Origin of the sequence: Microbacterium alcoholitolerans, from assembly GCF_050408615.1 — a bacterium.
GTDB lineage: Bacteria > Actinomycetota > Actinomycetes > Actinomycetales > Microbacteriaceae > Microbacterium.
The window spans coordinates 633,468-658,912 of sequence record NZ_JBNTKD010000001.1 but is presented as its reverse complement, the minus strand read 5'-3'; the positions used below and the strand labels follow the sequence as shown (position 1 = coordinate 658,912).

28 protein-coding genes, 1 tRNA gene and 2 pseudogenes are annotated in these 25,445 nt (G+C 64.9%); 16 read left to right on the top strand and 15 right to left on the bottom strand.

Going from position 1 to position 25,445, the window contains the following annotated elements:
- Positions 1 to 34 precede the first annotated feature (34 nt).
- The 9 genes from ACQUSX_RS03200 (at position 35) to ACQUSX_RS03160 (ending at position 9,927) form a co-directional block, all read left to right on the top strand.
- Positions 35 to 1,084, top strand: coding sequence for a 3-isopropylmalate dehydrogenase (locus ACQUSX_RS03200; protein ID WP_428905517.1), 1,050 nt, complete (start codon positions 35 to 37; stop codon positions 1,082 to 1,084).
- Between the two features lie 59 nt (positions 1,085 to 1,143).
- Positions 1,144 to 2,241 carry a branched-chain amino acid aminotransferase gene (locus tag ACQUSX_RS03195; RefSeq protein WP_428905516.1) on the top strand — a complete coding sequence of 366 codons (1,098 nt, stop codon included), beginning with the start codon at positions 1,144 to 1,146 and terminating at the stop codon, positions 2,239 to 2,241.
- Positions 2,242 to 2,444: 203 nt separating this feature from the next.
- Complete coding sequence (locus tag ACQUSX_RS03190; protein WP_428905515.1) at positions 2,445 to 3,425, top strand: hypothetical protein; 981 nt, start codon at positions 2,445 to 2,447, stop codon at positions 3,423 to 3,425.
- A 171-nt stretch (positions 3,426 to 3,596) separates the two neighbouring features.
- Positions 3,597 to 4,373, top strand: coding sequence for a fumarylacetoacetate hydrolase family protein (locus ACQUSX_RS03185; RefSeq protein WP_428905514.1), 777 nt, complete (start codon positions 3,597 to 3,599; stop codon positions 4,371 to 4,373).
- Positions 4,370 to 5,629 carry an MFS transporter gene (locus ACQUSX_RS03180; RefSeq protein ID WP_428905513.1) on the top strand — a complete coding sequence of 420 codons (1,260 nt, stop codon included), beginning with the start codon at positions 4,370 to 4,372 and terminating at the stop codon, positions 5,627 to 5,629. Before ACQUSX_RS03185 ends, ACQUSX_RS03180 begins: the two co-directional genes overlap by 4 nt.
- Positions 5,626 to 6,384, top strand: coding sequence for a class I SAM-dependent methyltransferase (locus ACQUSX_RS03175; protein ID WP_428905512.1), 759 nt, complete (start codon positions 5,626 to 5,628; stop codon positions 6,382 to 6,384). The genes ACQUSX_RS03180 and ACQUSX_RS03175 overlap by 4 nt, the downstream gene beginning before the upstream one ends.
- Before the next feature lie 42 nt (positions 6,385 to 6,426).
- Complete coding sequence (gene gltX, locus ACQUSX_RS03170; protein WP_428905511.1) at positions 6,427 to 7,932, top strand: glutamate--tRNA ligase; 1,506 nt, start codon at positions 6,427 to 6,429, stop codon at positions 7,930 to 7,932.
- Between the two features lie 23 nt (positions 7,933 to 7,955).
- Positions 7,956 to 9,242: a threonine/serine exporter family protein gene (locus ACQUSX_RS03165; protein WP_428905510.1), complete on the top strand. Its 1,287-nt coding sequence runs from the start codon at positions 7,956 to 7,958 to the stop codon at positions 9,240 to 9,242.
- A gap of 193 nt (positions 9,243 to 9,435) precedes the next feature.
- Positions 9,436 to 9,927: a GAF domain-containing protein gene (locus tag ACQUSX_RS03160; RefSeq protein WP_428905509.1), complete on the top strand. Its 492-nt coding sequence runs from the start codon at positions 9,436 to 9,438 to the stop codon at positions 9,925 to 9,927.
- On the opposite strand, the gene ACQUSX_RS03155 is transcribed toward ACQUSX_RS03160, so the two are convergent.
- Positions 9,903 to 10,115, bottom strand: a complete 213-nt coding sequence (locus ACQUSX_RS03155) for a KTSC domain-containing protein (RefSeq protein ID WP_428905508.1) — start codon at positions 10,113 to 10,115, stop codon at positions 9,903 to 9,905. The genes ACQUSX_RS03160 and ACQUSX_RS03155 overlap by 25 nt on opposite strands.
- A 182-nt stretch (positions 10,116 to 10,297) precedes the next feature.
- Here ACQUSX_RS03155 and ACQUSX_RS03150 point away from each other — a divergent pair.
- A tRNA-Gln gene (locus tag ACQUSX_RS03150) sits at positions 10,298 to 10,372 on the top strand.
- A gap of 646 nt (positions 10,373 to 11,018) precedes the next feature.
- On the opposite strand, the pseudogene ACQUSX_RS03145 reads toward ACQUSX_RS03150, so the two are convergent.
- The 5 genes and pseudogenes from ACQUSX_RS03145 to ACQUSX_RS03125 form a co-directional block, all read right to left on the bottom strand.
- A pseudogene (locus tag ACQUSX_RS03145) lies at positions 11,019 to 12,140 on the bottom strand (recombinase family protein); the annotation flags it as partial.
- Between the two features lie 405 nt (positions 12,141 to 12,545).
- Complete coding sequence (locus ACQUSX_RS03140; RefSeq protein ID WP_428905507.1) at positions 12,546 to 13,370, bottom strand: hypothetical protein; 825 nt, start codon at positions 13,368 to 13,370, stop codon at positions 12,546 to 12,548.
- On the bottom strand, positions 13,367 to 13,663 hold the full coding sequence (locus tag ACQUSX_RS03135; protein ID WP_428905506.1) for a hypothetical protein: 297 nt from the start codon (positions 13,661 to 13,663) through the stop codon (positions 13,367 to 13,369). Before ACQUSX_RS03135 ends, ACQUSX_RS03140 begins: the two co-directional genes overlap by 4 nt.
- 16 nt (positions 13,664 to 13,679) lie before the next feature.
- Complete coding sequence (locus ACQUSX_RS03130; protein ID WP_428905505.1) at positions 13,680 to 14,501, bottom strand: replication-relaxation family protein; 822 nt, start codon at positions 14,499 to 14,501, stop codon at positions 13,680 to 13,682.
- 169 nt (positions 14,502 to 14,670) lie between these two features.
- Complete coding sequence (locus ACQUSX_RS03125; RefSeq protein ID WP_428905504.1) at positions 14,671 to 16,806, bottom strand: type IV secretory system conjugative DNA transfer family protein; 2,136 nt, start codon at positions 16,804 to 16,806, stop codon at positions 14,671 to 14,673.
- On the opposite strand from ACQUSX_RS03125, the gene ACQUSX_RS03120 reads away from it, so the two are divergent.
- On the top strand, positions 16,805 to 17,008 hold the full coding sequence (locus ACQUSX_RS03120; RefSeq protein WP_428905503.1) for a hypothetical protein: 204 nt from the start codon (positions 16,805 to 16,807) through the stop codon (positions 17,006 to 17,008). The two genes, ACQUSX_RS03125 and ACQUSX_RS03120, sit on opposite strands and share 2 nt — an antisense overlap.
- A gap of 186 nt (positions 17,009 to 17,194) precedes the next feature.
- On the opposite strand, the gene ACQUSX_RS03115 is transcribed toward ACQUSX_RS03120, so the two are convergent.
- From ACQUSX_RS03115 to ACQUSX_RS03095, 5 genes are all read right to left on the bottom strand, one after another.
- A complete protein-coding gene (locus tag ACQUSX_RS03115) occupies positions 17,195 to 17,392 on the bottom strand; it encodes a hypothetical protein (RefSeq protein WP_428905502.1) in 198 nt (65 codons plus the stop codon).
- Positions 17,392 to 17,994, bottom strand: a complete 603-nt coding sequence (locus tag ACQUSX_RS03110; protein ID WP_428905501.1) for an MT-A70 family methyltransferase — start codon at positions 17,992 to 17,994, stop codon at positions 17,392 to 17,394. The genes ACQUSX_RS03115 and ACQUSX_RS03110 overlap by 1 nt, the downstream gene beginning before the upstream one ends.
- Before the next feature lie 203 nt (positions 17,995 to 18,197).
- A complete protein-coding gene (locus tag ACQUSX_RS03105) occupies positions 18,198 to 18,506 on the bottom strand; it encodes a hypothetical protein (RefSeq protein WP_428905500.1) in 309 nt (102 codons plus the stop codon).
- A 192-nt stretch (positions 18,507 to 18,698) separates the two neighbouring features.
- Positions 18,699 to 19,010 carry a hypothetical protein gene (locus ACQUSX_RS03100; protein ID WP_428905499.1) on the bottom strand — a complete coding sequence of 104 codons (312 nt, stop codon included), beginning with the start codon at positions 19,008 to 19,010 and terminating at the stop codon, positions 18,699 to 18,701.
- Positions 19,001 to 19,312, bottom strand: coding sequence for a hypothetical protein (locus ACQUSX_RS03095; RefSeq protein ID WP_428905498.1), 312 nt, complete (start codon positions 19,310 to 19,312; stop codon positions 19,001 to 19,003). Before ACQUSX_RS03095 ends, ACQUSX_RS03100 begins: the two co-directional genes overlap by 10 nt.
- A 402-nt stretch (positions 19,313 to 19,714) precedes the next feature.
- Here ACQUSX_RS03095 and ACQUSX_RS03090 point away from each other — a divergent pair, with 402 nt between their 5' ends.
- A complete protein-coding gene (locus ACQUSX_RS03090; protein WP_428905497.1) occupies positions 19,715 to 20,176 on the top strand; it encodes a hypothetical protein in 462 nt (153 codons plus the stop codon).
- 287 nt (positions 20,177 to 20,463) lie between these two features.
- On the opposite strand, the gene ACQUSX_RS03085 is transcribed toward ACQUSX_RS03090, so the two are convergent.
- From ACQUSX_RS03085 to ACQUSX_RS03075, 3 genes are read right to left on the bottom strand one after another with little or no spacing between them, the layout of a single operon-like run.
- Complete coding sequence (locus tag ACQUSX_RS03085) at positions 20,464 to 21,009, bottom strand: uracil-DNA glycosylase family protein (protein ID WP_428905496.1); 546 nt, start codon at positions 21,007 to 21,009, stop codon at positions 20,464 to 20,466.
- The gene (locus tag ACQUSX_RS03080) at positions 21,006 to 21,254 is read right to left on the bottom strand and encodes a hypothetical protein (RefSeq protein ID WP_428905495.1); all 249 of its coding nucleotides are present in this window, start codon (positions 21,252 to 21,254) and stop codon (positions 21,006 to 21,008) included. Before ACQUSX_RS03080 ends, ACQUSX_RS03085 begins: the two co-directional genes overlap by 4 nt.
- A gap of 25 nt (positions 21,255 to 21,279) precedes the next feature.
- Positions 21,280 to 22,029, bottom strand: coding sequence for an HNH endonuclease (locus ACQUSX_RS03075; RefSeq protein ID WP_428905494.1), 750 nt, complete (start codon positions 22,027 to 22,029; stop codon positions 21,280 to 21,282).
- Positions 22,030 to 22,056: 27 nt separating this feature from the next.
- Between ACQUSX_RS03075 and ACQUSX_RS03070 the strand changes: the two genes are divergently transcribed.
- Entirely contained in the window at positions 22,057 to 22,770 is a 714-nt protein-coding gene (locus ACQUSX_RS03070) for a hypothetical protein (RefSeq protein ID WP_428905493.1), read from the top strand.
- 200 nt (positions 22,771 to 22,970) lie between these two features.
- On the opposite strand, the gene ACQUSX_RS03065 is transcribed toward ACQUSX_RS03070, so the two are convergent.
- Entirely contained in the window at positions 22,971 to 23,573 is a 603-nt protein-coding gene (locus tag ACQUSX_RS03065; RefSeq protein WP_428905492.1) for a prepilin-type N-terminal cleavage/methylation domain-containing protein, read from the bottom strand.
- A 189-nt stretch (positions 23,574 to 23,762) separates the two neighbouring features.
- Between ACQUSX_RS03065 and ACQUSX_RS03060 the strand changes: the two genes are divergently transcribed.
- The 3 genes and pseudogenes from ACQUSX_RS03060 to ACQUSX_RS03050 form a co-directional block, all read left to right on the top strand.
- Complete coding sequence (locus ACQUSX_RS03060; protein WP_428905491.1) at positions 23,763 to 24,080, top strand: ribbon-helix-helix domain-containing protein; 318 nt, start codon at positions 23,763 to 23,765, stop codon at positions 24,078 to 24,080.
- Positions 24,081 to 24,250: 170 nt separating this feature from the next.
- Entirely contained in the window at positions 24,251 to 24,781 is a 531-nt protein-coding gene (locus tag ACQUSX_RS03055; protein WP_428905490.1) for a hypothetical protein, read from the top strand.
- A 43-nt stretch (positions 24,782 to 24,824) separates the two neighbouring features.
- Positions 24,825 to 25,286, top strand: a pseudogene (locus tag ACQUSX_RS03050) (DUF3846 domain-containing protein); the annotation flags it as partial.
- Positions 25,287 to 25,445 lie beyond the last annotated feature (159 nt).

Below are 25,445 nucleotides of genomic sequence, written 5' to 3'. Positions count from 1 at the left end.
GCGCCGCGGACGGTCGTGTGGAGCAAGGAGACTCATGTCGCGCGTCGTCAAGCTGGCACTCATCCCCGGAGACGGAATCGGCCGCGAGGTCACCGAGCAGGCCGAGCGAGTGCTCGACGCCGCCACCGCCGACAGCGAGGTCACGTTCGAGAAGACGCGATTCGCCCTGGGCGCCGACCGCTACCTCGAAACCGGCGAGACGCTGAGCGATGAAGACCTCGCGGCGATCAGCGCGCAGGACGCGATTCTGCTGGGCGCTGTCGGCGGCACACCGGGTGACCCGCGGCTGAAGGACGCCAACATCGAGCGCGGGCTGCTGCTCAAGCTGCGCTTCGCACTCGACCACTACGTCAACCTTCGTCCGTCGAAGCTGTTCGCCGGGGCCCCCGGTCCGCTCGCCGCGCCGGGCGAGATCGACTTCGTCGTGGTGCGCGAGGGCACCGAGGGTCCCTACGTGGGCAATGGCGGCAGCATCCGCACCGGCACCCCGCATGAGATCGCGAACGAGACCAGCGTCAACACAGCTTTCGGAATCGAGCGGGTCGTCCGCTACGCGTTCGACCTCGCCGAGCGCCGCCGCAAGAAGCTCACGCTGGTGCACAAGACCAACGTGCTCGTGCACTCGGGGGCGATCTGGAAGCGCCTCGTGGATGCCGTGGCATCCGAGCACCCGGATGTGGCCGTAGACTACCTGCACGTCGATGCGGCCACGATCTTCTTCGTGACAGACCCCTCCCGCTTCGATGTGATCGTCACCGACAACCTCTTCGGCGACATCCTCACGGATCTGGCAGGCGCCGTCACCGGCGGCATCGGCCTCGCAGCGTCGGGAAACATCAACCCCGACGGCGCCTTCCCGTCGATGTTCGAGCCGGTGCACGGCTCCGCACCGGACATCGCCGGTCAGCAGAAGGCGGATCCCACGGCCGCGATCCTCTCCGTCGCGATGCTGCTCGATCATCTCGGGCTGCGCGAGGAGGCATCCCGCCTCCAGCGTGCGGTCGAGGCCGACATCGCGAGCCGTGACACCGCCCGCACCACGAGCGAGACCGGCGACGCCATCATCGCTCGACTGCAGGCGTAACCTGACATTACGCGCACCGCGCAGCATCGACATCGCTGCAGCATCGACAGAGGACAGACATGACCGACACCGCCACGACCACCGACACCGCGGAACTCGCATTCGCGGTGACGAAGAACCTTGCGGCCAAGAACCCCGCGCAGCGCGAGGAGATCCTGCAGAATCCGGGGTTCGGCACCAGCTTCACCGACCACATGGTCGACATCTGCTGGTCTGAGAAGGGCGGCTGGCACCGTCCGCGCGTGCAGCCCTACGGCCCGATCTCTCTCGACCCCGCCGCAGCGGTGCTGCACTATGGGCAGGAGATCTTCGAGGGGATCAAGGCGTACCGGCACGCCGACGGCTCGGTGCACACGTTCCGCCCCGATCGCAACGCTGCTCGTCTGCAGCGCAGTGCCCGGCGCCTCGCGCTGCCGGAGCTGCCGACCGAGTACTTCCTGCAGTCGCTGCGCGAGCTGATCGCCGTCGACGGCGCCTGGGTGCCCTCGGGTGCGGACCAGAGCCTGTACCTCCGGCCGTTCATGTTCGCCAAGGAGGCGTTCCTCGGCGTGCGGCCCGCGAAGAAGGTCGCGTACTACCTGATCGCCTCGCCGGCCGGCGCGTACTTCACCGGCGGAGTGAAGCCTGTGCGCATCTGGCTCTCGAAGACCTACGCCCGAGCGGGCAAGGGCGGCACGGGAGCTGCGAAGACCGGTGGCAACTACGCATCGAGCCTGCTCCCGCAGGCCGAGGCATCGGCGCAGGGCTGCGATCAGGTCGTCTTCCTCGACGCCGACGGCAACGTCGAAGAGCTCGGCGGCATGAACGTCGTCTTCGTCTACAAGGACGGGCGCGTCGTGACCCCGCAGTCCGCCAGCATCCTCGAGGGCATCACCCGCGACTCGCTGCTGCAGCTCGCTGAGGATCGCGGCCTTACGGTCGAGCGTCGGGCGGTCTCGCTGCAGGAGTGGCGCGACGGCGTGGCATCCGGCGACATCGTCGAGGTCTTCGCGTGCGGCACCGCCGCGGTCGTCACCCCGATCGGTGCGCTCGTATCGGACGAGTTCGAGGACGAGCAGCCTCTGGGCGAGCTGGCCATGGCGCTGCGCGAGGAGCTCACCGACATCCAGTACGGCCGCCGCGAGGACAAGCACGGCTGGCTGACCCGCCTCGACTGACCTGCGTTCTCCCTCTCTTTTCGCCGACACCCCCAACTGTCGCCGACACCCCCAGGTGCACGCGCCGGCAGCTGGGGGTGTCGGCGGCAAGTGGGGGTGTCGACGCGCGGCACTCTTTCTGCACAGAACGCGGAACCGGGCGGTCGGCCAGATTTCCTGTGGATAGAGCCGGATTCGCACGTCCGGCCGGGCATTGTGTGGTCATGCGCCGCCGTATCGACATTCACGAGGCACGGGCCATGCTGCTCTCCCGGCAGCAGTTGCTGGGATCGGGCATCACCGAACGTCAGTTGGGTGCGGACCTCGCCGCGAACAGACTCATCCGCCTGCACCGCGGGACTTACGTCTCGGCGAAGCAGTGGAATGAGCTCTGGTGGGAGGGGCAGCATCTGTTGAAGGTCCTCGCCGTGCATGCCGCCAGCTCGGGCAGCGGCCCGGTGTTCACACACGCGTCAGCGGCAGTTCTCTGGGGCCTGCCCCTGTATCGCATGGGCGAGATGCCCGTGCAGGTGCTCGTGCAGGGGCGCCGCCACAGTCGCGTCATCGCGGGGGTCGTCCGGCGAGACATGCAGGTCGATGAGGACGACATCGTCGAGGTCGACGGGATCCGCGTCACATCTCTGATCCGCACCGTGATGGACGTCGCGCGCACCTGCCCGTTCACGACAGCCGTCGGCTGCGCGGACGCCGCGCTGCGTCGCGCAGCTGTCACCGGGTACATCGTGGATGCCGACGCCGAAGCGCAATGGCGTGAGGATGCCGGCAGGGTCGCCGCACCGGGACTGCGTGGTGTGCGACAGGCGCGCCGAGCGCTGGAATTCGCGGATGGCCGGGCGCAGCTGCCGGGCGAGAGCGTCAGCCGGGTGCATCTGCACACTCTCGGATTCTCGGGCTACGACCTGCAGGTGCCGGTCACCGGCTCGGCGGGGGACCAGTACTGGCTGGACTTCGCCTTCCCGAGGGCGCGGACGTTCGGAGAGTTCGACGGTGAGGGAAAGTACACCGATCAGTCTCTGCGAGTCGCGCCGTCGGCGCACGAGGCTGTGCTCAACGAGAAGAATCGCGAAGACGACGTGCGCGGTGTGACAGGTTGGCGATTCGCCCGCTGGGGTCACCAGCACATCCGCACCGCGGATGATCTTGGCTGGCGCCTTGCCGCCTTCGGCCTCCGCCCGCACGGTTGACGCCATCGGCGCATCCGCCGACACCCCCACGTCTCGCCGACACCCCCGGGTACGGGCGGCGGCAGCTGGGGGTGTGGGCGGCAGCTGGGGGTGTGGGCGGCAGCTGGGGGTGTCGGCGGCGGGAGAAAGGGGCGAGCACCCCGCAGGCCACAGGATGGCTAGGCTGTTCGGGTGAAGATCGCGCGTTTCAGTCACAACGACGGCATCCGCTACGGCATCCTCGATGACGGGGATCTGGTCGTGCTCGAGGGCGACCCGATGTTCGCCGGCTACGAGCCCACGGGCGAGCGCGTCCCGCTCGCCGATGCGGCCCTGCTGGCGCCGGTCATCCCGCGCTCGAAGGTCGTCTGCGTCGGCCGCAACTACCACGATCATGCTGCGGAGTTCGGCAACGTCGCTCCCGAGGAGCCGCTGCTGTTCCTCAAGCCGAACACGTCCGTCATCGGCCCCGGCGACACGATCGTGCGCCCCGAGATCTCGGAGCGCATCGAGTTCGAGGGCGAGCTGGTCGCGGTGATCGGACGCATCGCCAAGAACGTGAAAGCGGCGGATGCCCTCGACTACGTCTTCGGATACACCGTCGGCAACGACGTCACCGCTCGCGACCTGCAGCGCAAGGACGGCCAGTGGACGCGGGGCAAGGGCTTCGACACGTTCTGCCCGCTCGGTCCGGTCATCGAGACCGCACTCGATGTCGACGGTGCCCGGATCGAGACGCGCGTGAACGGCGAGGTGCGACAGCAGGCGCCGCTCACCGACATGATCCACTCCGTCGCGGGCATCATCGAGTACGCATCGGCGGTTTTCACGCTGCTGCCGGGTGACGTGATCATGACCGGCACCCCGGCGGGGGTCGGCGAGATCGTCGCAGGCGACACCGTCGAGGTCGAGGTCAGCGGCATCGGAATCCTGCGCAACGCCGTGCGCGACGCGGCGCCGACTTCGTGAGTGCCGTCACCTCGGACTCCCTGCGTGCGGTGCAGCGCCGCACAGTCCTCGTCCTCTCGGTCGGACAGGTCCTGGGCGGCATCGCCTTCGGGGCCACCGTGTCGCTCGGAGCCCTGCTCGCCGCCGACCTGTCGGGCGACGACGCGCTGTCCGGCCTGGCGACGGCGTCCGTCACCCTTGGCGCTGCTGCATTCGCGATCCCTCTGGCGCGCTTCGCAGCCCGCCGCGGCCGCCGCCTGTCGCTGACCGCCGGCAACCTGCTCGCTCTGCTCGGCGTCGGGATCGTCATCCTCGCCGCCGCACTGCGGATGTTCCCGCTGCTGCTGGTCGGGATCATCATGATCGGCATGGGCAACGCGGGGAACCTGCAGTCCCGCTTCGCGGCCACCGACCTCGCCGCTCCCGAGCACCGCGGCCGCGACCTGTCGATCGTGGTGTGGTCGACGACGATCGGCGGGGTGACGGGTCCTCTGCTGCTGACGCCGGGTGAGGTGCTCGGGCAGGCGATCGGCATGCCGCCGCTGACTGGCTCGTACTTGTTCTCGCTGGTGGCGCAGGCGGCCGCTCTCGTGCTGTATCTCGTAGCGCTTCGTCCGGACCCGCTGCTGACGGCGCTCAGCCTGGCCGCCCTGCCGTCGAAGGCCGCCGTGCTCGGCGCGAGCGTCGACCATCCGGTGAGCGCCCGCTTCGCGGTCTTCGCCGTGTCCGGATCGCACGCGGTGATGGCATCCGTCATGGCGATGACGCCCATCCACCTTTCGCACATGGCTCACGGCGCCCACGGCGGCGCACCGAGCAGTGCGGATGTGACGCTGCTGGTCGGCGTGACCATCGCCCTGCACGTGGCCGGCATGTACGGACTGTCGCCGGTGTTCGGCATCCTCGCCGACCGCTGGGGGCGCGTGCGCGTCGTGCTGCTCGGTCAGGCGATGCTGGCGGCGTCGCTGCTCACCGCGATCTTCGCCGGCGAGCATGCTGCGGGCGTCATGGTCGCGCTGGTGCTGCTGGGACTCGGCTGGAGTGCGGCGACAGTGGCAGGCGCGGCGCTGCTGACCGAGTCGTCGACTGTCGAGATGCGCCCGCGCCGGCAGGGTGTCAGCGACTCGCTGATGAGCCTCACCGCCGCTGTGGGCGCGGCGGGTGCCGGCATCGTGCTCACCGAGTTCGGCTACGGCGGGCTCGGCGCCGTCGCGCTCGTCATCGTCATCGCGATCACAGTGCTCTCGCCGCTCGGGCGGATCAAGGCCGCCGTGTGAGCTGGGCCGGCACCGGCGAGGCCTACGCAGCCTCATACGCGCGACTGTGCGCCGGCACGGGGGAGACGATGCGGGAGCTCGCAGGGGCTCCTGCCGGTCGCTCGCTCCTCGACGTCGGTGCCGGTGAGGGCACGCTCGCCGCAGCGTGGTCGGATGCCGGCTGGCAGGTCACGGCCTGCGAGCCCGAGCCCAGCATGCGTGCAGTGGTGCAGCGACAGCATCCGTCACTGACGATGGCGGCGGATGCTCTGCCCGCGCTGTCGTTCCCCGATGGTGCGTTCGACGTCGTCGTCGGGAACTTCGTGCTCAACCATCTCGACGACCCGCGCGCGGGCGCCGCAGAGCTGCGCCGGGTCTCGAGCGCCGCGGTGATCGCGACGACGTGGACGGCATCGCCGTCGTCGCTGTGGGCGGATGTCACCGCTCGCGCCGGCCTCACGCCGGTGAGCGGCCGCCGCCTTCCCGTCGACAAGGACTTCGAGCGGTCCGCCCCCGGATTCGATCGGATGCTGCGCGATGCCGGCTGGGAGCCGGATGTCACGGAGTTCACCTGGACGTGGCATCCGACAGCGGATGCGCTGTGGGAGTCGGTCGCCGGGGGAGTGGCGGGGGCCGGCGCGTTCTATGCGACGCTGTCGGATGCCGACCGCGAGCGATTCCGGCGGGCGTTCGATCTCATCGTCAACGAGCAGGGCGAGGGCGGCGTGCTGCCGCAGACCCAGACGGCGGCTATCGCGGTGCACCGGGCGCGCTGACCGCCGGTAGCGGGCATCCGCCACGGCTAGAATCGAGGGGATATGGCTACCGTGCATCCTCTCACCACCACCGCCACCGGATCCGACGTCCGTGTGCGCTTCTGCCCCTCGCCGACCGGCCTGCCCCACGTCGGCATGGTGCGCACGGCGCTGTACAACTGGGCGTACGCGCGTCACAACGGCGGCAAGCTGATCTTCCGCATCGAAGACACCGACGCCGCGCGTGACAGCGAGGAGAGCTTCCTGCAGCTCGTCGACGCACTCACCTGGATGAAGATCGACTGGGATGAGGGCGTCGAGGTCGGCGGTCCGCACGCACCCTACCGGCAGTCCGAGCGTCACGACATCTACCGCGGCGTGATCGACAAGCTCCTGGCATCGGGCGCGCTGTACGAGAGCTATTCGACGGCTGAGGAGATCGACGCGCGCAACGAGGCGGCGGGGCGGGCCAAGCAGCTCGGCTACGACAACTTCGACCGCGACCTCACCGACGAGCAGAAGGCCGGCTTCCGTGCCGAGGGCCGTCAGCCCGCGCTGCGCCTGCGCGTGCCGGACGAGGACCTCACCTACGTCGACCTGATCCGCGGCGAGGTGACCTTCCCCGCAGGATCCTTCCCCGACTTCGTCGTGGTGCGGCCGAACGGCGTGCCGCTGTACACCTTCGTCAACCCGGTCGACGACGCGCTGATGGGCATCACCCACGTGCTGCGCGGTGAGGACCTCATGCCGTCGACCGCCCGTCAGCTGGCGCTGTACGACGCGCTGATCCAGGCAGGCGTCACGACTTTCGTGCCGCGCTTCGCGCACATGCCGCTCGTGCTCGGCGAGACCGGCAACAAGAAGCTGTCCAAGCGTGACCCGCAGGCCGACCTGTTCCTGCACCGCGAGCGCGGCTTCATCCACGAGGGACTGCTGAACTATCTGGCGCTGCTGGGCTGGTCGATCGCGGCCGACCGCGACGTGTTCTCACTCGAGGAGTTCATCGAGGCGTTCGACATCGCCGATGTCAACCCGAACCCCGCCCGTTTCGACCAGAAGAAGGCCGAGTCGATCAACGGCGACCACATCCGGATGCTCGACGGCAAGGACTTCGCCGAGCGGATGCTGCCTTACCTCGCCCAGGCCGGCGTGTTCGGCGGCGAGCCGACGCATGAGCAGATCGTGCTCGCGTTCCGCGCCGCCCCGCTGGTGCAGGAACGCATGCAGCTGCTGGGCGAGGCGCCCGGTATGCTCGGCTTCCTGTTCACCGACGAGCTCGAGTACCAGGCGGATGCCATGAAGGGCCTGCCGGCGAACGCCGCCGACGTGCTCCGGGCCTGCGTGAGCGCGCTGGAGCCGGTCGAGGACTTCACCCCTGATGCCATTCAGACCGCCCTCTCGGCGGAGCTCGTCGAGAAGCTCGAGCTGAAGCCGCGCGTGGCCTACGGCCCGCCCCGCGTCGCCCTGACCGGGCGCCGCGTGTCGCCGCCGCTGTTCGAGTCGATGGAGCTGCTCGGCAAGGACGAGACGCTGCGCCGGCTGCGCGCGCTTGCTGATCACCTGGCGTGACACGCGGGGCGACGGATGCCGTGATGCCGGCCGCTGAGAGTGACGTCATCCTCGGCGAGCTGGGAGTGCTGCTGCTGGAGTGCGGCACATCGGTGACCGATGTGCGCGGCACCCTGGAGCAGGTGGGCCGGCGGGCGACGCCCGGGGCATCCACCGAGTTCGCGATCCTGCCCGAGATGGTCATGGTGAGCCGGGCGGGGGCTGCGTCCGCCACGACGACGGTCATCGGCAAGGGCGAGGCGCTGACCTTCCGCCAGTCCGCACGTGCGAGTCGGCTCGTGCGCGAGGTGGAACGGGGCGACGTGCCGCTGCCGGACGTGCCGCGCCGGATCGCGGCGATCCGGGCTACGCCGAGGCGTCACCCGGCGATGCAGAATCTCATCGGCTGCGGGCTGCTCTCGCTGTCGCTGGCCATGCTCTTCCGGTGCCCGTGGTGGGCGATCCTGCTCGCGCTGCTGGTCGGCGCGCTCGTCGGCGGGCTCACGATGGTGATGATGCGCGTGCGCGCCGCGGCCGCGATCGCGCCATTCGTGTCCGCGTTCATCTCGACGATCCTCGTCGGCTGGGTCGCGAGCACGCTGGAGCTCGGGCCGGTGCCGCTTTTCGCAGTCTGTGCGCCGATCGCGATCCTCGTACCCGGCGCGCTGATCACCAACGCGCTTCTCGAGCTGACCTCCACCGACATCGTCACCGGGGCGTCGCGTCTGATGTACGGGCTGATCATGCTCGCGTTCATGGCGGCCGGGGTGTACTCGGGTGCAGCCATCACCGGGCTTCGGATCGACTCGGCATCCGCCGCTCTCGTCGGAGAGGCGGTGCAGCTGTCGACCGATCACGCCGGCTGGGATGCTCTGCCGCCGCTGTGGATGTCGTGGATCGCCGTGGGCGTGCTGGCGATCGGCATCGGGCTGGCGTTCGGATCGGGGTTCCGGCTGACGGTGGTGTGCGTGGTGGTGATGACCGGCACCTATGCCGTGCTCGCGCTGTTCAGCCCTCAGTTGGGCAGCATCGTCGCCACCGGCGTCGCGGCCGCTGTGCTGTTCGTCGCGGCTCGTGTGCTGGAGCGCGTGACGCTCGCGGTGCCCGCCACGGTGTCGTTTCAGCCGGCCTTCCTGCTGCTCGTGCCCGGCACGATCGGTCTGGTCTCGCTGGCGAGTTTCGACGCACAGGTGTTGGTGTCTGCGCCGATGATGTTCTTGAGCCTGTGCATCGGCACGAAGGTCGGCGCGCTGCTCGCGGATATCGCCCGCATAACGCGCTCCGCGGTGTTCCTGCGCTGGGTGAAGCCGGTGCGCATGGGCGAGCTGTGAGGTCGCGCCGCCCGCAGAGCGCGCGACGTTAGCGACCGACTCTCGCTTCTTCAACCCCCTCAGCCGCCGGCTGCGACGCCGTAAGACTTGCTGCTGAAGGGCAGATCCCGACACCGCGGACCCGCAGGAGCAGCGGGTGGAAGTGGACGATGAGGAGGGCTGAGCTGTGGAAACGCCGGTATTCCGTGCGCCGATGCGATCGCGCGAGGATGACGTGCCGCATGGCGCCGCGGCCGACAGGGCGCTTGAGCAGGCCGTGTGCGGAATCGGCGGACGCCTCACTCCGTCACCCGCATCACTGTCGGACGCGCTCACGGCGGCTGACGCGACGTACGGCGAGCGCATCGCGCGACGCCTCGAGCGATTCGCCGCGGCCGCGCGAGGCTCGTTCGTATGGACGCGCGACACGTACGGATGGTTCTGGCTCGGAAGACTCAGCGGGGCGTGGCGCTACGATTCGAGCGCTCCGGCATGGGTCGTCGACCTCGTCCACGTCCGATCGTGCGAGTGGATACCGGACCCGATCCCGGATCAGGAGGTGCCGCTGTCGGTGCAGCGCGCCTTCGCGCGCGGTGGTCGCAACTGGCAGCAGATCCGCGCCACCGACGCTGCGCCGGCGAGTGCGCGCGTCTGGTCACGACATCGCCCGGATGCTCCCGCTCACGTGATCCGAGTGGTGGGGTAGACGTCCCGGATGTGCTCGACGAAGTAGCGACCTCTGCTGTCGGCATTCATCAGTGCACGATGAACCGAATGTGGCACCGCGTGATATCGGTAGACCTCGCCGCTGACGAACTCGATCTCCAGAAGCGCCAGATCGTCGCGGTAGCCGACGGACCGCAGGGCCGAAGAGTCGATCGCGACGCGTTTCATGCCGTCATCCGCCTCGTACCGAGGATGCCCCGGTCCGGATGCTGCGCGGTCGGTCGCTGTTCACCAGGCCATCGTATTGGCGGCAGCCGAGCGGCGCCACGCCCGGACAACCCGTGTCGATTCGCCATCCGGAGTGAGCTCGGGTAAGCTTGTACCTCGGTGCGAGGCCACGGTTTCGCCCTTGGGGTATGGTGTAATTGGCAACACGGCTGATTCTGGTTCAGTTGTTCTTGGTTCGAGTCCAGGTACCCCAGCCAGACGAACGTTACTCGAACCATGGTCAAATGAACTGGCTATGGGACTTACAGAACTCCCCGCTTTCGAGCGGGGAGTTCTTGTTTTTCGCGACGTGTCGGGCACTGTCGCGCCCTGTATCGCGCTGTTGAGTTGGCGGACGGCCTGGTTGCCGCTGTGGCGTTCTGCGGCCACGTCGAGGCCGTCGTCGCCGAGGTATACCGAAAGACTCTCGAAGTACGCGAGAAGGAGGTCACGACGCACCGTATCGGATGCGCGCTTGTATAGTTCACCGGGCTCGGAGAGCAAGTCGATAAACGCCAGCGCGGTCTCGGCTCCATGGCTCAGGCGCTCAGTGGTGATCTCTAGTTTCTCCTTCAGCGATTCCTTCTGGAGCGTTGTGTTTTCGATCCGCTCTCGGATCTTTGAGATAGGCAGCGTTCCCGTTGCGGCGAGCTCGATAAGCCGTTCTTCCTGCGCCTCCAGCTTGTCGAGCTGCTTTCGGAGCCGGGCCTTTGCATCACGATCCTCCGCGAGCAGGTTGTGGATGGCTCCTTCGATGGCGTTGCGCATGCCATCGAGCATGTCGGGCGCGAGTCGTTCGCCGGCGACCACCTCCACGAGCTTGTCCTCGATCTGTTCCACCCGAATCCACGGCATCGAGCACTGCTTGCGCTGCTTGGCTGCGCACACCAGGTACTCGTAGATGCCGCCGTTGCCATTAATCTGGCTGTACACCAATCGACTCGCCCGTCCTGCGTTGAGGCAGTGGCCGCACTGCAACATGCCTTTCAGATAGTGAAAGTGGAGGATGTCGCGATCGCCTTGGCGTTTGCGCTGATCCAGGATCTCTTGCACCTTGAGGAATGTCTCCTTGGTCACGAGCGGCTGATGCCGTCCGACGTAGAGCTTTCCCTTGTACCGCATGACTCCGGTGTAGTACGGGTTGCGCAGTATGAGTGCGAGGCGGCTAATGCTTACCGACTGTGCTGGTCGCGATGGCGAAGGACGGGTGGTCAGGCCATGTTCGTTAAGCAGGTCTCGAAGCTGAGCGATTGAGTAGCGCCCCGTTGCATACTGCTCGAAGGCAAAGGTCACGAGCGGTGCCCGCTCGGGGTCGATGTCGATGGTGTTCACCAATCGTCCGCTGAACTCCTTGCGGACGTTCAGGTATCCGAGCTTCGCTCGCCCGACCGTCCCGCCCTGCTCTACCTTGTGCGCCATCTTCACCTTGACGTCCTCGCCGTTCATGCGCACTTGGACTTCGTTCATGACGTCGGTGATGGCTTCCATGGCGTCCGCCATATAACCTTCGCCGAACTCTTCTTTGGCTGAGATCAGACGGACGCCGCGCTCCAAGAGCTGGCGCTTCGTGATTGCAGCGTCGGTAAAGTTGCGGAATACGCGCGAGCGCATGTAGATGACGACGTACTTCACCTCGGGATGCGCTTCGACGTAGCGCAGGAGCTTCTTGAACTCGGTACGTTTTGAGATCGTTTGAGCAGATTGTCCGGGCTCAACGAACTCGCGGGCGACAGTGGCGTGGAGCTCGCGAACCTTGCGCATCGCTTCCACGCGCTGCGTCGCGATGCTGTTGCCGTCCTCGTCCAGGTCGGCAGCGGTATGGAGTTGCCGCGGTGTCGATACGCGCAGGTAGACAACCGCTTGTGCAGGGCCAAACGTGAAGTCTTCTTCGGCATGTGCCGATGGTGACGAGAGTAGATGCTCGAGTCCGTCGAGTGAGTTTGCGATGGGCGCGGGATGCGCTGATTCCGGGCTTTCAAGGGCCATGACGTGGATACCTCCGATTAGGTCCTCCGGATTAACCCTCTCTTCGGCCTGGAAGTCCAGCCCGTCGGGCGACTGCGCGCTGTTTTCGGACCCATTTCCGGGGGTCGCGTCACCGATGTACTTATTACCTCGCGGTTCGTGAGAACTCATGCCCTACCTCGCTTCTTCGTGCTGGCCCATGCCTTCTAATCCGGATCACGTTTCGCGGACCCCCGTGCCCGTGCGCGTCGTTCACGTGACGAGTCATACTCGTCCTGAGCGAAGCGAATCAGCGCTCTCGCCAGCCGATGGACGTCAGGCTCTTCGCGCCATACGCCGACGATCTCGATGGGGCGAGAAGTAAGAACGGCCCCGCCTGTGGGTGCTGGTTTGCGTGGGCATCCGCGACCGCGGGGTACGTCCCCTTTACGTGGCGAAGGCATAGATTTTGCCCTCCAACTCGACGAGGTCGTAGATCACGCGAAGTCGGTCAATGAGCGGTTTGAAGTTCCACTCAAGCGCGTCCTCTTCGATGCCGTGATCGATACGCCAGTCCGCAAGTGAGTCTTCCCAGTCCTCGAGCGGACTCAGAGCGCGTAGCGCGTCTTCCTCGTTTGCATACGTGCCGCCGTATGTCTCGTGCATCGACTTCAGAAGGTTCGGGCTGGACGCGTCCACGTTCGGCAGCCGCAGGAAGGCTTCCAGCTTGGGACTGTTCGTGAGGCCCATCTGGAACAGTTGTTCGGTCAGACTGTCGAGCCTGGCCGAGTCGAACGAGGCGGGTATGCGCAGGAGGTACGGCGCACCTTGGACGTCGAGTTCGGTCGTGATAAGGAGTCGGTCGAGCTGCGGCGGCAGATGTTCATTCATGAACTGCCGGCCGCTGCCGGTGTTCTCTCGCTGAACTAGGTAGGTGCCAAACCAATTGATCCATTCCCTTGTGACTTCGTCGGCGCGTTCGTTGTTGAAGAGCGCGAGGTACTCGTCGCGCAGGTCGACGTACATCCCTTCGCCCGTGCGTCCGTAGTCGGCCAGGTGGGAGTCGCGTCCGTAAGCGCGGCCGAGGACATGGGCGATCATGCGAGCCGTGCCGTCCTCGATTTCAGTGCGTTCGGTGAGCGCTTGCGCGATACCGTCGCCGACCCGCTCGAAGAATCGATGCTGGGCGACTTCGAGTCGGCGCCAGTCAGGGACTTCGAGGTTCGTGATCGAACGAACTTCGGGTGTGGCAAGAGGGTCGCGTTCGTTCATGACCGTCCTCCTGCCGTGGCAAGGATGAAGCGTCCGAGCGCATCGACCCAGCCTTCTTGCTCGAGCGGCACTTGAAGTTCGTTTAGCTCCACGAGGGCGGCTTGCGGCGAAAGTTCGCCCGTGGCGGCGAAATGCTCGAGCGTGCTGCCCGGCCCGCCGTGCAGGCTGGCAGCGATGAGCCGGGCCAGCGTTTCCGATCGGGCTTCGCGGTCCATGGCGAGGCCGATCTCGACGAGTTGCCTCGCGTTCTCTGTTTCGTCGCGACCAAGCGCGGTGGCGATTGATGTGTTCATGTCTTCCTCCTTTCGGTTAGGTGTTGACGGGTGTCGGATACGGGGCGAGCTGACGGTTCATCGAGTCCGTCGTGATGATCCAGAACAGTTCAGATGCGAGGTGGGCGTCGGCATCGACGGCGCTTCTGATGCGCGCAGCTCGAAGTGGATCGGGAACTACCCAGACAACCGCGGGGAACAGGCTCCGCTTCTCCTGCTCGATGCCCGTGGCCGCATAGCGCTGGTAGATGCGGCACTTGCGGAGCACCGCGGGCAGGTGTTCGGTACCGCGGTCGATCTCGACGAATGAATGGGTTTCGGTGTGCGCATCGGCAGTGACGACGAGCAGATCGGGCTTGAGCGAGATAGCGGTCGAGCTGCCGCTGGTGAAGGTGCGCCAGCAGGCCGGTTCCAGTTCGAGCTCGAGGAGTTCGAAACGACCGGCGCTCGCTTGCTCGATGAGGTTGACCGCGGCGTCGGCAACGGCCAGCGTGTGGGACAGGAAGGTGCGCCCAGGTTCCTCGTAGCGTCGCCGTTTCGGGTCGCCGCGTCGGGCGCGTAGGAAGCGATCTCCGGCTGGTCCGAGCTGCCAGACAATGAGCGCCGAACCGTGTTTGATGCCGCCGATGCGTCTGGCCAGCCGTCCGATCACGCCGAGCTGTTCGAGGCGATTCAAGATCCGCGTCGTGCCCCGCGTCGCGCTGCTGACGGTGGCGTGGCTGCCAAGCGGGGCAGCCGGAAGGTGGAGCCGCTGGAGCTGCCGGGTGGTGAGGAAGCGGAACCGTTCGAGGTCGTCGAGGACGCGGATATCCCGGTCCGAGAGGTGCATCTCGAGGGCCACTAGACTCAGCGCGCTCATGGCTGTCCCCTTCGGCTCGGAGGGCGAAGATCCGCTGCAACGCAGCGGGAGTCCCATCCAGGGGACGGCCGAGGTCGCCGGAACAGGGGCGGACGCTGCGGGGCTTCGTAGTGGTGAGATGAACGACGACCGGAATAGCGGGCGGAACACCCGCGCCAGATGGAGCCCCTCATGACCGCCTCGCTTTCTGATGCGACGTGGTCGCTGGCTTCGGGGATGGAGTCTGGTCAGGAGCAGACGTCTCATCGGGCGGTAGCGCCCCAAATTGGCGGCGGCTCTCGTCGCGGATGATGTCGCCTGCGCGGGTCTCGGGAAGCGGTGGCAGCACTTGGGCGGAGCACCACTCCGTCGTGGTGCCTCCAGCCATAAGGCGGGCGTAGACGTTGTGCTTGGGGAGCGCTTGGAAGTCTTCGGCTCGCAGGACCGGGGTGAGCTTGGCCATGTCCGCTGCGTCGGCGGACTCGAGGGCAAAGCTGATCTTGGTGCGTGCGTTGGCATCGAGGCCAGCGCGCATGAGTGGCGGTAGTTGGCTGCGGAACTGATGCGCCGCGTGCAGACCGACCCCGTAGGAACGGAAGACGCTCATGGCATTCTCGATCGGCGTGGGTAGGTGGAGATACTCCTGCACCTCGTCGATGAAGATCATCCCGGGGCGCTTCATCGGGTCGCGTTCGCGAGCGCGCTCGGTCGTGGCCAAGAACAGTTCCGCGACGATCAGGCTGCCGAGTAGTTTCGAGGCGCCCTCCCCGAGGAGTGTGTCGTTGAGCGGTACCAATACGGTCTTGCGCTCTCGGAAGATGTCGCGGAGTCGGAAGCGTGGCTGGGATTGACCCAGCACGCGAACCAGCGGTTTTCGCATCACGATTTTGCGGAGCTTATTGAGGATCGGAGCGGTCACGGCGGCGCGCTGCGCGGGCCGCATGGCTTCGAATTCTTCCCAGAAGGCGGTCAGAGTGGGGTCGTCTTGGACAGCGGCGATGACGGGCCGACGGAACGCTGCGTCGGTGAATAGCCGTGGGAGGTCGATGAGCGTGTAAGGCTCGCTTCGCTTCTGTCCGGCACGCGCCATGGATAGAAGGGCGCCTTGCGCTTGATACTCGGTGCGTGGCCCCCAGCCATCGTGGAAGATGGCAGCGAAGGCAGCGAGGACGCCGTCGACCACGACGTCGGGGTCACGGTCACCGACGTCGAGCGGGTTGAAGCCGACGGGAGCTTCTTCGTCGGTGGCGTCGAGCACCACGATCTGCCCCGCCGCTTCGGCCGGCGCGGTGGCGAGGATCCGATCGATGAGTTGTGTCTTGGGTTCGATGACGCAGCAGGCGCGGCCGGCCTTGATGTCATCGATGACCAGATGCTCCAGGAGAGTGGACTTGCCGGAGCCGGTCGGTCCGAGAAGCACCGTGTGGGTCAGCCGACTCTGCGGGTCAAGTCCGACTAGACGCTCGGGCCCGGGAGCTGTTCCGACCGCGAAGACGCCTTCGGTGCGCGAGACGATTTCCGGCACGGGCAATAGGCGCGGGTGGACGGCGGGTGCTCCTGGGTAGTCCCGTTCGCCGAGCGGCCAGCCCAGCAGGGGCGCGAGCTCGCTGGCCAGTAGCCGCAGTCGTGCACCCGGCCCGAGTCGGCTTGCCTTCCACCTGGCGGGTGTGTCCCGTACCAGTGAGAACTGGACGCCGGGACTTTCGAGCTGCTGCAGTGCGCCGAAGAGCTCCCATACCAGGGCGGAGCGTCGCTTAACGGTCTGCGCGGTGACTCCAATGCGGATGGTCGCGTCGAAACGGACATGCGCGGCGTGGGCTTGCAGGCGCTTGCGCGTATCGGGTGAGGCAGCGCGGACGCCGTCGAGCACCCGAGAACCCAGCGGCTGTAGCGGATCGCTCGGCGTCGGGGTGACCTGCTGCGGACGGTGGGCGGTACCGAGCACGAGCTGCAGAGCAAGCACCTCTTCGTCGCGCCGACTGGCGAGCGCTTGGTAGATGCCGCTCACGACCTGCTCTGGATCGACCTCGGCCAGCGGTAGGCCGCCTGGGCGGGCGGTTACGCGGCTCACAGCGGCCACGTCCGCCCGCGAGGCGGCCACAAAGCGGAGGCCCGGCACATGGCCGCCGAGGAGGCGCTTCAGCCGGTGAACGGCCGTTGGGGCGCAGCCGAACATCACGATCACACCATCGGCGCTGGCTTGAAGCTCGAAGACGATCGGGCGCGGCACGTCGCCGGACGCGAAGCGCACCAGCATGACCGCCAGCGTCCATGCGCTGAGCGGACGCTGCGGGTGCAGGCGGGTGTAGACGAACGGCTCAGGCATGACCGTCCTCCTTGTCTGCGTGCGCCTCCTGTTCCTGTTGAGCGGCGGCTTCGAGGCGCGCCTGCTCGAGGCCGGCTGCGGTGATGATCTTCGCGACGCGCTCAGGTCGCAGATCGTGGTTGAGTTCCGAGAAGACCCAGACGCGTCTTCCTTGGGTTTTGCGATAGCGGCGTTGACCGCGGGCATGACTACACATGCGTGAACCTCCTTCCCACCTCGGCTTTGGGTTCGCGTATCGGTCGCGGAAGGACGCTGGAATCGCCGTAGGCATAAGCCTGTTCGGCGCATTTCGACCTGTTATGAACTCGAACGTTCGATTTGTCAAGCGTTTTGAAGGGCCGTTGTGCATTCCACAACGACATGACAGGGGTGAACGTGCTTGTGCTTTTCATCGCCCACCCCACCAGTAGCGGTACGCCCAGACGGCGGCACACAAGACGAGTGCGAGCATGCTTATCAGCACGACCCAGCCCCAGAACTGTGCCAGGAGTTCGAGCGCGAGCCAGAGGGCAACAATGCCGCCGAGGATCAGCAAGCAGGCGCGAAAGAAGCGCTGCACGATGCCCGGGGGAGAGTCGTCGGCCATCACGCATCACCAGCCCCTGTCTGGATCGGTCCGTCTTGCCGGGCGAAATCGCTGGGTACCGGGTAGCCCGGGATTGAGATGTCGGACTCGATCTCATTGCCCCAGACGCTCCAGTCGGCGAGGCTGTTGGGCCGACGGCGAGCGAACAGCTCCAAGTACGGGCCGTCGAGCACGCGCTCGATGAGCGGAATCATCTCTTCGGGCTTGTGCGAATGATCCTGGCGCGGGAACAGCAACGTTGAGCGTTGGCCACGGAACTTGAAAGGAGCCTTGCCGCGCACACCATGGAGCAACAGCTCATGACTGCCACGGAAGTAGTTCCCCAACCCCATGAAGTACTTGTCCCAGACGGCGTTCGTCTTGTACTCGAAGCCCCAGTCCTGCATAAGCTCGAGGGCTGCCGGGAGCGCGGCGTTCGTCGTCCAGAGCAGCAGCGTCGCGTTGTCGGCCGCGAGATCGGCAACCGGCATCGCCTTCAAGCGGTCGATGGTCATGAGGTCGTAGTGCTGGGCGGCACCGCGGGCACCCTTCTGCTGGATATCCCAGGGCGGATCGGCATAGATCACCGCGAACTTCTTCTGATCGCTGGTTGTGCTTGTCATGTCAATGAACTCCTTTCTCCGGCCCGGTTCGGAGGTTTCCGGGCGTGACGATGTCTGGTTATGCGCCTTCGGCTCAGGGCTGTCAATCTTCTAGTCGCGTTCGTTGTCACGAACACAACAGCCGCTTTCGTGCCGGAACTGTGGTCGGGCTATCCGTTCGGGTGGTCGTGCCCGCCGCTTCGGGCGACGGGCACGACCTGGCCTCACTCGTCTTGGCAGATGGTCAGAACGGTTTCGCGCATCATGAGCAGCAGTACGTGATGCTTCATGAGCTCGTCCTCTGATTCGTGCGCGAACACCGCGCCGGGGACGTAGAGGTACCGGACTGGGGCCTGCTTCAACATCCGGGCCATGACGGCCAGGCGCCGATCCGAGTCACCCGGGTCGGGACCGACGGCGAAGAGGATCTGAGTGAGGGTGCGCTCGTCTTCATCGATTGCGTCGCGCACGACCCGCTCTTGGTCCTCTTCCGTCTGTCCGCCCAGGGTGTCGGGGGCGCGTCGGTCGTCCATGCTCCGGATCCAGAGGATGGCACCGGCCTCCTCCCTCGCGTTTGGTGTTGGTGTTGGTGTCGGTGTCATATCTCCTCCTTCGTGAGGTCTGACAGCGGGTACTGTCTGTTCAGTTGTGTTAGTTCCTCGCCCTGGGGCGAGGTCTGGGCGCTGGCGGAAAGCAGAGCGAACCATGCTCGCCGCCAGCAAGCCTCAGGAATCGGTTGGACGCTCGGGTACCTTGCCCGAGGCCAGGTACGACTCCCGGATCAGTGCTTTGCGGGCCTCGTGCGCCTCGGCTCCCAGTGCGTCGGCGAGACGCAGGATCGTGCCGCGAAGCTCGTTCTGCTTGCGGTCGAGTTCCGCCTCGATCCGGTCGCGTCGAGCGCGTCGCCAGTGGGTGATTCGCTTCGTCAGCCATTCACCTCCCGTCACCACGCCGACGCCGGTGTATCCAACGGCAGCGACGGTTCCGACGAGACCGAGTACGGCGAGTGCGAGCAGACCGGCCAGCATCAGTTCCACCGCCGAACCGCTGCGGCAGCGCCGATGGCGTAGCTATCGACGATCTCGCGATACCGGGCTTCACCGAGCGGTGCAACCCGGAGGCAGTGTTCTTCGAGTGCCGAGAGTGCACTGACGTGCTCCAACGCGGTATGCGTGAGCATGGCGCGCGCATCCTCGTGAAGCTTCGCCATGACCGCTTGGGCCTGCGCACGCTCGATCTCGCGCCGCACCTGGCGCTGAATGCCCAACGACATGCTGCCGAGTTGACGGGCTTCCATCTGGTTCCCGGTGGCGGGAACCAGTCCTTGTGTGATGTTCATGATGCTCCGTTGTGTTCGGTCTATGCGACGAGCCGGTTTGCTTCGTCGGAGAGAGTGGAACAGAGAACGGCTTGCGTATCGCTCGCGTCTTTGTGGCGAAAACTGTGCAGGTTATCCACAGGCTGGTTCGCGCTCTGCCAGGCGGGTATCAGACGTGACCTCTATGCCGTCTCCGGTCTCGTTTCTGAACCTGTTCAACGCGCTAAAAGGTGGATACACTCAGGCCACCGGAGAACACCTGTCTCCGCATGGCACGCCGCAAGTCCAAGGCAGAAAGCGAGGTGTAGGCCCAGAACCACGGCAGGTATGAAGCCAATGGCTGAGTGTCCGATCCGATGTGCATTCAGCCGTATGAGGCACGAAGTGAAAATACGATTTCGGTGACTCATCTCACCGGCGAGGATGCAAGAAGAGAAGCGAGGTGAACCTCGCCCCTCACCAGAGATGATCGAGGTGGCGCTGACCTCACTTTTACGCTCCGGCGCTCAAGCAAGGCACATCGGTCGCGTCGCCCCCCAACTAGGGAGGTGGATCAGTGAAGACCTAGACGACAGCGATGCTCCGACACCAGGCATCCGATGGATTCATGCAGAGAAGCGCCTGCGCATCTTCGTTGAGGAAGAAGCTAGTCCGTTCTATCGGGAACGGCTGCTCATCATGCTTGCCTTCCGCCCCGGCCTGGAAGGCACGAAGATGACGACGCGCGCCGAAGCTGCCGCGAGAACCTGCGACTGGACGAAGTGGGAAGGAGTGAGCTGGCATCACTATCGGTACCGCATGCTCCCAGACGAGATCCGCGGCCTTGCAGACCGGATGTACGAAAGGCTCGTGATGGAAGCGGAGGTTCCCGAGGCGGCGCAGTAGCGCCAGCGTGTCAGCTGCCGAGCTCGTTCGAGGGGAGTCGACGGGTGAACGTTTGCACACCCTTGACTTCATTCCGCTCATGCTTCATAGTCGTGCGCAGCAATGCGGCACCAGGAACGACCGTTACAAACTCTGAACTCGTCACGACGGGGATTTACCATCGTCGAATTGTTGATCTTCGTCGTCATTGCCGTCCTCGCGGCCATCACGATCGTCGCCTATAACGGCGTCAGATATTGGGTTCCGGGGCGCTAGATAGATCTGAGCCCACGTTTGCGCTCGAGACTTCAATTTCGCAACGACCCGGTGAGCTCAGCCAACACCTTCTCGACCGTCTCACGCTTGTCGTAGGGTCCAGGCATCCTAAATACCTGCGCGCCCCATAAGGTGCGCTTCTCTTGCATTCCCGACCGGCCTTCGACACCGAGCAGCTCCTTGACCGGATGGCGGAAAACGCAGATGACAAGGCCAACATTTCGGGCGCTCAAGTTGTCGGCGAGCAGCCGAGAGCCGTAAGCGATCTCGGCCTTTGTGACGCCCCCTTCGCCCGTCGTCGGGCGCTTGACGACATCGGTGAAGCCCACACCTGACGCAAGCGCCGCTTTCTCAAAGTGCCGGCCACCTGGCAACTCAAAGAGCCCGGTTGCGGCGAGCTTTCGCAGCTGTCCTTGGCCTGCCCTGCCTTGGTAATAGTGCCCGGCTTCGACGCTGGTTGGTGCCGGGTTGAGGCCGACGATCATGGCTCTGGGGTTGTCGGGCCAGATGTCTGCGAGCGTCAGGATTTCTTGGCCCATCCAGGTGGTGCGCTCCTGGTAGCCGATCAGCTCGCTCATCGCGCTACTCGCACAACAAGGTCTGCAGCGAGAAGCTCCTCGACAGCGGCGCGGATGTCCGCTTCATCCTCGTAGGCATCCTTGTACGGGTTCACCGGCCGTCCTCGCTCGGCGAGAAGCAGGGCAAGGACTCCCTTTGCCATCAGCGAAAGGTCGGGATCCGCGAGCAGGTGTTCTGGAATCGGAGTGCAACCAGGTTCATCGCGAAGTGGCCATACGCCTCGAGCTGCGATCCAGTCGTCCATGGGAGTCACGTTACTGGTCTCCCACTCAGGAGTTCCAAGCGCGTCGCAGCACGTTCTCGAAGAACACGTCGGTATTGAAGCTGTAGCCCGGTACGGCTGGCGATGGGTCTGCTTCAACTGTCACTTCGAGAAGGGCCAGCACTTTCTTGGCATGAGAGTCATCACGTCGAACCCGCACGTCCGCCGCTTTAAGACGCGCGTTGAAGCGCTCCTTGCGCTCGGATTGAAGACGCCGCCAGAGGCCGTTCCAATCCTGCTCGTCGTCGGCAAGGAGTTGAGGGTCGGCCGGTTGGACTCGCGTCTTCATGAATCCCTTCAGAAGCCGCTTGCTGTTCTCACTGGCGGGCACGAAGTTCTGCGCAGTCTTCTTGTGATGGCAATCGAGGCATAGAAGCTGGAGGTTCTCGAGATCGTCGGAGTTGCCTTGGATGTGATCGACCTCGGCTCCGGTCTTACCGCACTGCTGGCAGCGTCCGCTGTCGCGAACGCGCACTTCTGCCCGAAGCTGCGGCGTGAGCTGTCGCCCCAGAGAGCGGTATCCGCCGACAAGCAGGAAGGCGTTCTTCGTCTGGATCGCGAGCTGGACATCGGGATCGGTGAAGCGGCCATCGCGGAACACGCGCCGCAGGTAGCGCACGTGAGCGGCGACTTCTTGACACCACGTTGAGCAGTACAGCCCCTGGATATCGATGGGAAGCTCGGTGAGGCAGTTGGCGCAGTGATCATCCCTGAAGAACCGCGGATGCGGCACGTCGATGACGAAGGGCGGCTCCATGTCCGTCACCCTACCGATAATGGACTCGTGGCAGTCGAAAAGAAGCTCACCCCGCAGGCCTTGGTGAAGGCGGGGCTCAACAAAGCACTCGAGGCGCAGTACCCGATTGCGGTCGAGAACGTTGCGCGTCTCCGACGCGTTCATCCCCACAAGTCGCCAGCCGAGCTGATCTCATTTCTAAACAAGGTGTATTTGGGGGCAGTTACTACGACCGGCGCGGGAGCGGGCGCGGCCGCGATTGTTCCAAACGGATGGGTGCAGGTGCCGGTCGCGGCGGCAGATCTCCTTGCTTTTCTCGAAGCATCGGTCCTCTACGTGTTGTCAGTTGCCGAGATCTACGGCGTCGATGTCGAAGACACCGAACGGCGTAAGTTTCTCGTAGCCGCGGCCTTAGTGGGTAACTCCGCTATGACCGCCACCGTAGACCCGCTGCTGGCGCGCACTGCTCCGTACTGGAGTAAGAAGATTATCCAGTCGATCCCGATGTCGACGATCAAAGCAGCGAACAAGGTACTGGGTCCCAACTTCATCACGAAGTACGGCACGAAACAGGGCCTGCTCGTGCTGGGCAAGCAGATTCCGATGGCAATCGGCGTCGTGGTCGGCGCGGGGGGCAATCACGCTTTCGGATGGCTCATCATCAAGGCTGCGCGGAAGAACCTCGGAACTGCACCCACCTCATGGGACGAGCGCGGCGAGGAGGAACTACTCGTCGTAAGCGAGGGTGGTTCGGACGACTGACCGCTCGCACTCCGGCGCCCGCTGATCACTGTATCCAGTGTGGAATGCGCTCTTTCCACCCCGACCATTCGCGGTAGCCAGGATCAGGGCGCTCACTCTGGGGGCAGTGGCGGGCGGACCGGGTCTGACTCCTTGACGTCTTGTTCTGCCCACTCCAGATAGTTCTGCAGTAGCTCGTGGTGTTCGTTTCGGTGCGCCGGTTACTGAGCCCAGTCTGACCAAACGTTTGTATTCGAGTTGTATGCGGAGGAGAAGCTGCGCGGAAGCCCAAATCCGTCGCACGTACTCAGATGCTCATATATTGGTAGATACGCGGTACCTCTGTCTGTAAGGCCATCCATAGAACTGTATTCGTAATAGCGTCCCGACCTGCTGTGGGCCAGTATCCGAAATTCGGATGAACCGGTAACATTGTCCGGTCCGCTGCAATATGCCAACGTGTTGGGGGAATCGTCGTAAGCACGATGGGCGAGTTTAATTTGAACTTCTGGAAAGTTGGTGCTCGCTCCGGTCCATGTCGATCCGTCCGTAGTAACTCGACCCCCAGCAGGATAGCTTCCGGTTCGCGCATGCACTAGCTGAACTTTACGCGCGAGATTCGATAAATCGGCCTGCACTGCAGAATCATTTGCAGTGTTTGAGATACCGTTATACGCGACTATGGTGATTGCTGCGAGGATGGCGATTACAACAACGACAATCAAGAGTTCAACTATCGTGAATCCTTTGGTCGCTCTTAAGCCGCGCACTCGAATCGAATGCTCAACAAAATCAAAACTGGTGCGTGATGCCTTTCGCGCCATAACTGCGCATGACTATGAACTATGAGCGCAATCTGTTCAAGACTTCGCGCGCCGTAGTTTTTACAACAATTGCGAACAGAAGATTGACGCCCGAAACCATCGGTTCATAATCGGCCCTGTTCCTCGTCGGCCTGCGGCTTGTAGGAGAACCACCTGGTTCGCCGGCCGCTCCCGATGAGGAGGCTCAGCATGGCTGAGAACAAAACCGCCGAAGTGCCAGCCACGGCACTCGGCCCGATCCGCCCACTATCGGTGCGGATCACAGACGGACTGCGGGCGCAGCTGGAAGTGATAGCCCAGCTCAACGACCGCTCCGTCACCGAAGAGATCCGAATCGCCCTCGAGGCCTGGGTCGAATCCAGCAGGTCCGACCCGAAGGTGCTCGCCAGGGCCGAATCGGTACGCGCCGAGATCGAACGCGAAGCGAAGACCAAGCAAAGCGCGATCGAGGCCATCTTCGGCGGCACCGGAGCGAAATCTCCTCGTGCCAAGTCAGGCCCTGCCTGACGACACAAGCTCCCTCTGGACTGGGGAGCGGAGGGGCGGCTCGTCCAGGGATTGCAGTGCGCGGCCAGCGCGCTCTCCCCGGGCGACTGCCCTCAACAACCCTGTCCTCGTTACTGCCCCGCGGCTTGTCAGAGAACCACAGAGTTCTCGGCCGCGATAACAGTAAGGAGGTGGGAACGATGGTCACTACGATCGTCATCCCGCATGACCCAACTGACGCGCTCCGGATGCAGGAGCTCGCCAGCATCGGAGACTTCCAGGAAGTGACTGGTGGTTTCCTCGAGCCGTACGAAGTGACGGCGCTCGGCATCACGTTCTGGACGAACGAGGCGCTGCCCCGTGAGCACGGAGCGCTGAACGCCCGAGCGACGGCACTGTATTGGTACTACAACGCGGGCGCGGAGTTGCCCAGTGTGATCCTCGGCGACGTGGTGATCTCGGGTAACGCCGAGCACTTCGGTGGCGCGGATGTTCCGGACCACGTCGTCTACGGCTTGATGCGTCGCCACCGATTTGTGGTGCAGGTCAGCCGCAACGACGACAACCGCTGGAACGACACTTTCGCACGTTTCGGCAACATCTACGACGCTGCGATGTGGTGCATGTTGTTCGCCCGTTCGTTTCAACGTGGCTCGGCCTTCCGCATCCAAGCAGAGGCATCCCGAAGCACCGATGCTCTGTTCGAGGACGAATCATGGTGACCGGAATCGTCGTCCCGGCTAACGACAAACACCTGCTCGAGCAACGCGAATTCGCGGGCTGGACGACTACCGCGAGGCGGTCGATGGGTGGGTCGAAGCGGTCGATGTGCTCGACCTCGGCATAACCATCTATGTCAACGAGGAGGGGTTGCTCCGGCACCTGCCGTTCAACAGCCGCGCTTCGTTCCTGTGGTGGTACCACGCCCCTGCCGTGCGCCTAAAGGCGGTGCTCGTTGGCGACGCGGTGATCGTGGGGCTTCCTGGGCGAAACGGTGAAAGCACTGACGTGCCCGCTGCCGTGCGCGACCTGTTGCTCACGCCGGCGGTCTATCGTGTCGAAGTTCGCACCACCGACGATCGTAAGTGGCACGGCAACCAAGCGACGTATCCCGAGTACGCGGAGGCGGTCGTCTGGGCGATGCTCACGCTCGAACGATGGATGCTGGCCGAAGATGTTCGCGTCCTGCCGGTTGAGAGTGCCAGCAACACTCGGGGAGCGGCGTAGCCCGCTTCCCTCACCTATCCGCTAAGGCGGCGACTGCCCAGCTTCGAGAGCCTCATGGCCTCGCCTGGAGTGGTCGCCGCCTATTCTCTTGCTCTCGCACGATCTATCGGTTCGCAGATGCCGTTGCGCACATGATGCTCGCAGTCACCACGCCGCGGC